We start from the raw sequence: 6,914 nt of genomic DNA, 5'->3' as shown, positions 1-6,914 counted from the left end.
TGAAAAATGGAGCTAAAAGAGCTCCTGTTATTAAAGCTGCTTTTAAATCGGTGTAGAGTGCGGACATTGACAGTTTCGTTCATATCAGGAGGCTCAACTCACGCCCCGCCGAAAGCGAGCACCTGGAGTGGAAATCAACTACTGATCGCTACTTTAAAAAAGATTTCTAATTATTTTGAAATTTGGTAAAATAAAGAGTCGATTTAATCATGATGCGGGGGAGACAGTATGAAAGTCTTTTATGATTTGAAATGGTTTTTTCTTCAGGAGAAAAAGTCATATATCACAGGAACCATCCTACTATTATTGGTGGCGTTCCTTCAATTGCTCCCACCTAAAATCGTAGGGATCGTGGTGGACCGTATAAAGGCACATTCGTTGACCACGGAAGATATGTTGAATTGGATCCTGATCCTTATTTTCACCGCACTAGCCATGTATGGTCTCCGTTTTGTATGGAGAATCATGATCTTTGGTTCGGCCACCAAGCTTTCCAGGTTGCTGAGGGACAAACTTTATCATCACTTCACTAAAATGTCCCCAGCTTTCTATCAAAGAAAGAGGATAGGGGACTTGATGGCTCACGCAACAAATGACATTCAAGCGATTCAACAGACTGCGGGAGCAGGGGTATTGACCCTTGTTGATTCTCTTTCAACTGGAGGATTTGTCGTTGCGGCCATGGCTTTTACAATCAGCTGGAAGCTGACCCTCATTGCACTGATTCCGATGCCGTTCATGGCGGTTTTGACAAGTTATTATGGAACATTACTACATAAGCGGTTTCATAAAGCTCAAGAAGCATTTTCGGCTCTGAATGATAAGACGCAGGAAAGTGTAGCAGGAATGAAAGTCCTGAAAACCTTTGGGCAGGAGAAAGAGGATATTGAGTTGTTCAGGAAGCAATCGGAAGAAGTGGTTCAGAAGAATATCTCTGTTGCCAGGGTAGACTCGTTATTTGATCCCACCATCTCGATCATTGTCGGTATTTCCTTCTTTTTATCGATTGTGTTTGGTTCAAAGTATGTCATAGAAGGAGAGCTGACGATTGGAGACTTGATTTCCTTCACTACATATCTCGGACTCTTAATCTGGCCGATGCTTGCATTTGGGTGGTTATTTAACATTGTGGAGAGGGGGTGTGCTTCTTATGATCGTGTGGCAGGGTTATTGAATGAAAAGATTGATATACAGGATTCGGGGGAATTGAAGCATGCCCCAACAGGAGATATCGAGTTCCACATTTCCTCTTTTTCTTATCCGGATGAAGAGTTGCATGCCCTGGAAGATGTTCATTTTACCATAAAAAAGGGTCAAACCATCGGGATCGTTGGAAAAACAGGTGGGGGAAAGACGACTATTCTAAAACTCCTCCTGAGGGAATTTGAAGGGTATAAGGGAAAGGTGAAATTCGGAGGGAATGTGATTCAAGAGTATAAATTAAGTAATTTGCGTGAATCAATCGGATACGTGCCTCAGGATCACTTCCTATTTTCTGCCACGATCATGGAAAACATTGCATTCGCAAGTCCACTCTCTTCAAGAGAAAAAGTGGAGGAGGCAGCTATACTTGCTCATATCCATGATGATATCAGCCGGTTCCCCTTAAGCTATGCCACAGTCGTCGGGGAAAGAGGAGTTTCCTTATCGGGTGGTCAGAAGCAGAGGATATCGATTGCAAGGGCTCTCTTAATGGATCCTGAGGTACTCATCCTGGATGACTCCCTGTCAGCTGTAGATGCCAGGACAGAAGAATCGATCCTGACTTCCCTGAAGGAGAACCGAGCCGGGAAGACGACGTTGCTCACTTCACATCGCCTAAGTGCGATTCAACATGCTGACCTGATCATTGTCCTCGAAGAAGGAAAGCTCGTCGAGAAAGGCACGCACTTTCACCTGATGAAAAATAAAGGCAGGTACAGAGAAATGTACCTCCGCCAACAGCTGGAAGAACTCGTGGAGCGGGGAGGATAAAAAATGGATCGTATACAGACCCTGACACCTAAAGAGCAGCGGAAGATCTTTTACCGCCTCATGGGATATACAAAGCCTTATAAAAGACCGATAATGGCCGCTTTTTCACTATTGTTTCTGACAACCATAGGAGACGTCGTTGGACCGATCATCATCAAGATCTTCATAGATGATTATTTAACTCCCAGGGTGTTTCCGTATGGTCCACTTGCCGGTTTAGCTGCCGCCTATGTTTTGATTCAAGTTGGGAATGTGTTGATTTCCTACTTTCAGTTATTGAAATTTCAGGAAATCGCCCTAAGGATCATTCAACAATTGAGGGTGGATGTGTTTACGAAGGTTCAAGGACTTGGTATGAAGTACTTTGATCATACCCCTGCAGGAGGGGTGGTCTCCCGGGTAACGAATGATACGGAAGCGATTAAGGATATGTTCGTAAGTGTATTGGTATCATTCATTCAAGGGGCATTCCTTTTAACGGGGATCTTCATTGCCATGTTTGCCCTGAATACCAGGTTAGCCTTCTTTTGCCTATTCATACTCCCTGTGATTTTTATCATTATGAAAATGTATCGTGCTTATAGCTCCATTTTCTATCAGGATATGCGAGAGAGATTGAGTCAACTCAATGCTAAGCTAAGTGAATCGCTGCAGGGAATGTCAATCATCCAAGTATTCAGGCAGGAAAAAAGACTAAGACTTGAGTTTGGGGATATCAATGGAAAACACTATCGGGCTGGCATGAAGAATATTAAGGTAGATGGGTTATTATTGAGACCCGCAATCGATCTTGTGTATGTTGCTGCCTTAATTGTAGTATTGAGCTATTTTGGAATTACATCATTTACTCAGCCGATTGAAATTGGTGTGCTGTATGCATTTGTTAATTATTTGGACCGTTTTTTTGAACCAGTCAATCAAATCATGATGAGACTATCCATGTTTCAACAAGCGATCATAGCGTCTTCACGTGTATTCAAGCTGTTGGATGAAGAAGAACTATCCCCGGGACAAATCATAGACAACGGGAAGAGTGAAACGATCGGGGAAGGGGAAATTACCTTTGAAGATGTGTCATTTTCTTATGATGGAGAGAATGATGTCCTTAAGAAAATCTCATTTACCGCGAAGCCTGGTGAAACCGTGGCACTTGTCGGGCATACGGGAAGCGGAAAGAGCTCGATCATCAATTTACTTATGAGATTCTATGAATTCAACCGGGGTGACATTTTAGTAGATGGAAGAAGCATCAAGATGTATCCAATGGCAGAACTTCGGCAGAAGATGGGGCTGGTCCTTCAGGATCCATTCCTATTCTTTGGGGATATAAAGGATAATATTAAGCTTCATGACGAAGAGATGTCTGATAAGGAAGTTGAAGAAGCAGCTGAATTTGTGCAGGCGAATACGTTTATTGAAAAACTTCCTGGCGGGTATTCTCACCCTGTGGTCGAAAGGGGTTCAACACTATCAAGTGGACAGCGCCAATTGATTGCCTTTGCCCGGACTATGGCGACCAAACCGAAGATACTTGTCCTCGATGAGGCAACTGCGAATATTGATACAGAAACGGAAGAACAGATCCAAAAAGCACTCAGGAGAATGAGAAATGGCAGAACAACCATTGCCATAGCTCACAGGCTATCAACCATACAGGATGCGGATCTCATCCTGGTGTTGCAGCAAGGGGAAATAGTAGAGCGCGGCAGCCACCAGGAATTACTTCATCAAAAAGGGATTTACCATAAAATGTATCTCCTTCAGAATGGTTTGGTCGAGGATATGGAGAATGCCACTTCGGAAAGGTAAATAGGAATGCTCATGCAACAGGGAGACCCTGATTCGGGTCTCCCTGTTCATATTTAGCGCTATATTAGTATCATTTATTAGGATGAAAGATTTAGTTCAGCTCATTTGTGGTGTGTAGCATTTTTTTATGTATTGAGAGTTGTAGCTATTTAACAGACGATCAAGTTCCTGACTAAATTGAATAGCTTGAGGTGACGTCAGTCCATTTTCAGCAACAATATCAATTAATTGAGCACGCTTTTTTTCAATTCGTTCTAGAAGCTCTTTTTTAGACACGGCTGTTTCCTTTCTTTTGTATGTCCTGACAAGTGGAATACAAAACTAGTAATAACTGTAACTTTTTATTAGTATAACGAATATAGCCTATTTTTTCAAAGTAAAATTAAAGGTTTTAAAAAAAGAAAAGAGACTTTAATACAAATGAAAGAGTAATAGATGATTGTAATAAGATGGTCACAAATCTTTCACATAAACATCCCTCATAGTTTGAAGCATTGTTTGATAGAATAGACATATATACTGAATTGTAGGAGATGTGGAAATGTCTGATATTAATATCTTTTTAGCATTCGGGGCGGGATTCCTAAGCTTCATATCCCCGTGCTGCTTACCTTTATATCCCGCCTTTCTTTCATACATAACCGGGATGAGCGTCAATGAATTGAAAACGGATAATGCCATGTTGCAGAGAAGAAGTTTACTGCATACATTATTTTTCTTAGTTGGTTTCTCAGCCATTTTTATCGCGATTGGTTTTGGGGCCTCCTTTATTGGAAACTTCTTTTTAAATTATAAAGATCTTATTCGACAGCTCGGGGCTATTTTTATCGTCATATTTGGCTTGGTCGTCATTGGAGTGTTCACCCCGGAATCCTTGATGAAGGATCGCAGATTTGAATTCAAGAATAGACCTGCGGGCTTTATCGGTTCCATCTTGATCGGAATGGCATTTGCTGCGGGGTGGACACCTTGTACTGGTCCGATCCTTGCTTCAGTTCTTGCCCTTGCCGCAACAAATCCTGGGTCAGGTGTCATGTACATGACAGCATATGTATTAGGGTTTGCCATTCCTTTCTTCATTCTTTCTTTCTTCATAGGGCGAATGCAGTGGATCAGAAAGAACAGTGGAAGAATTGTAAAAGTAGGGGGCTACGTCATGATTGCTGTAGGGATCATGCTGTTCTTTGACTGGATGACCGTCATACTTGCTTACTTTACGACTGTATTCGGAGGCTTTCAGGGATTTTAATGAAAAACAGGTGATAATTAACAGAATAAATTGAATAAATATTACGATTTATGGTATAGTTTAATTGGATGAATTAGGTAAAAAGACTCAATAGACATTGATAGTGTGTACGAGGAGGAAACATCTGTGGCAACGATACTTGTAGTGGATGATGCGAAATTTATGAGATTGACTCTTGGAAACATGCTTTCATCCAGCGGGCATGAAGTCGTTGGGGAAGCTGAGAATGGCATTATTGCCGTGGAGAAGTATCGTGAGCTTCACCCTGACCTGGTAACGATGGATATCACCATGCCGGATATGAATGGAATTGAGGCGGTTAAGAAGATCCTTACCGAATTCCCTCAAGCCAAGATCATTATGTGTTCGGCGATGGGACAACAAAAGGTGGTAGTCGAAGCAATTGAAGCAGGGGCGAAGGACTTCATAGTTAAACCCTTTGACGAAGTGCGTGTAGACGAAGCCATCAAAAGAGTGTTAGGCTGATAAACCGAGAGAGATTGAATCTTCCATTCATTCTCTCTTTTTTCTGTTTTCGTTTTTCCTGCATTTGGGCTATAATAAGGGAAGGTATGAAAGTAGATTATAAAAGGATGATGATGCTTTATGATGATTGCTTCATCCATTGTAGCGATTTGCATGGGATTTATGGTGATATTTATCAGGATGAAGGCTCAGAAAAGGCCGGTAAGCGGTAAGAAGATTATTTTACCCCCTCTCTTTATGAGCACGGGTGCGTTGATGTTCTTATTTCCTGTCTTTCGGGTCAATGTGAGTGAGTTTTTAGAGGCGATTACTGTCGGGATGGTATTCTCCCTGTTGTTAATCAAGACATCCAAGTTTGAAATCCGTGAAAATGATATTTATTTAAAGCGTTCTAAAGCGTTTGCCTTCATTTTGATCGGCCTTTTGTTAATTCGAATTGTAGCAAAGTCGATCCTTAGTACTTCAATTGATTACGGAGAACTGAGCGGGATGTTCTGGATACTTGCTTTTGGCATGATCGTTCCTTGGAGGATAACCATGTATTTTCAATATAGAAAGCTGCATCAGGAAAATCAGGACTTAACGACCAATTCAATTTAATACACCGCTAAAAAGCAGGGAAACACGTCCTGCTTTTTTATTTTGTGTCCATTTTACTAAAAAGGTGACGGTTTTATGACAATGCAGACGAATATGCATAAGGGTAAATCTTTTAGGGCAAAGAGGGAGAAGATGAATGAATAATAAATGATATTGGTGGGATTACGATTGTTTACATTAGCAGATATCTGGACTTTTTTCCTGGCCTTCTTTCTTACATTGCCGATAGTCACCATTGTACACGAGTTGGGTCATATCTTGATTGCACGAATATTTGGTGCGAAGATCAAGTTTATCATCGGAACCGGTAAACACCTGATAAATATTGGCCCTTTAGAAGTAAAGAGAATGTACTTTATGGAGGGGTGGTGTCAATACCGGGAGTTGAAATACAACAAGGTATGGGTGCATGTCCTGATCTATTTATCAGGAAGTTTATTCAACCTGGTGGCGATATTATTCATTAACTTTCTAATATATGAAGGTGTGATACCTGTTCACATCTTTTTCTATCAATTTGTGTATTTCTCGGTTTATTTCATCTTTTTCTCGTTATTTCCTTACAGGAACGGAGACGGAAAACCGAGTGATGGACAGGCGATTCTCGACGTCATTCGCTTTGGCAAAGCAGAGGATCCCATTGATTAAGTGCCCATATAAAAAAGGTAAACTTTTTAACGTTTACCTTTCAGACTGTAGACAAACCCCACCTTCACTTTAACCGAAGGTGGGGTTTTCTGATATTTTAAAAGATTTTTCTCCTGTTTCTAGGCTGGACATGGCCCTCGCCATGTCC

7 protein-coding genes are annotated in these 6,914 nt (G+C 41.3%); 6 read left to right on the top strand and 1 reads right to left on the bottom strand.

Features of this window, described 5'->3' with window-relative positions; all coding sequences use genetic code 11:
• Positions 1-228 precede the first annotated feature (228 nt).
• Together V8G47_RS20630 and V8G47_RS20625 are read left to right on the top strand one after the other, a co-directional pair.
• Entirely contained in the window at positions 229-1,974 is a 1,746-nt protein-coding gene (locus V8G47_RS20630; protein WP_336201673.1) for an ABC transporter transmembrane domain-containing protein, read from the top strand.
• Between the two features lie 3 nt (positions 1,975-1,977).
• Positions 1,978-3,783: an ABC transporter ATP-binding protein gene (locus V8G47_RS20625; RefSeq protein ID WP_336201672.1), complete on the top strand. Its 1,806-nt coding sequence runs from the start codon at positions 1,978-1,980 to the stop codon at positions 3,781-3,783.
• 96 nt (positions 3,784-3,879) lie between these two features.
• Here V8G47_RS20625 and V8G47_RS20620 read toward each other — a convergent pair whose 3' ends face one another.
• A complete protein-coding gene (locus V8G47_RS20620; protein WP_061811297.1) occupies positions 3,880-4,059 on the bottom strand; it encodes an aspartyl-phosphate phosphatase Spo0E family protein in 180 nt (59 codons plus the stop codon).
• A gap of 265 nt (positions 4,060-4,324) precedes the next feature.
• On the opposite strand from V8G47_RS20620, the gene V8G47_RS20615 reads away from it, so the two are divergent.
• From V8G47_RS20615 to V8G47_RS20600, 4 genes are all read left to right on the top strand, one after another.
• Entirely contained in the window at positions 4,325-5,032 is a 708-nt protein-coding gene (locus tag V8G47_RS20615) for a cytochrome c biogenesis CcdA family protein (protein ID WP_336201671.1), read from the top strand.
• 126 nt (positions 5,033-5,158) lie between these two features.
• Positions 5,159-5,518, top strand: a complete 360-nt coding sequence (locus V8G47_RS20610) for a response regulator (protein WP_336201670.1) — start codon at positions 5,159-5,161, stop codon at positions 5,516-5,518.
• Between the two features lie 120 nt (positions 5,519-5,638).
• The gene (locus tag V8G47_RS20605) at positions 5,639-6,118 is read left to right on the top strand and encodes a CcdC family protein (protein WP_034759886.1); all 480 of its coding nucleotides are present in this window, start codon (positions 5,639-5,641) and stop codon (positions 6,116-6,118) included.
• A 168-nt stretch (positions 6,119-6,286) separates the two neighbouring features.
• A complete protein-coding gene (locus tag V8G47_RS20600) occupies positions 6,287-6,766 on the top strand; it encodes a site-2 protease family protein (RefSeq protein WP_336201669.1) in 480 nt (159 codons plus the stop codon).
• Positions 6,767-6,914 lie beyond the last annotated feature (148 nt).

The sequence above is a fragment of the Rossellomorea sp. LJF3 genome (assembly GCF_037046045.1).
Taxonomy (GTDB): domain Bacteria; phylum Bacillota; class Bacilli; order Bacillales; family Bacillaceae_B; genus Rossellomorea.
Note: the sequence above shows the minus strand (reverse complement) of the source record. Positions and strands in the feature narration are given on the sequence as shown.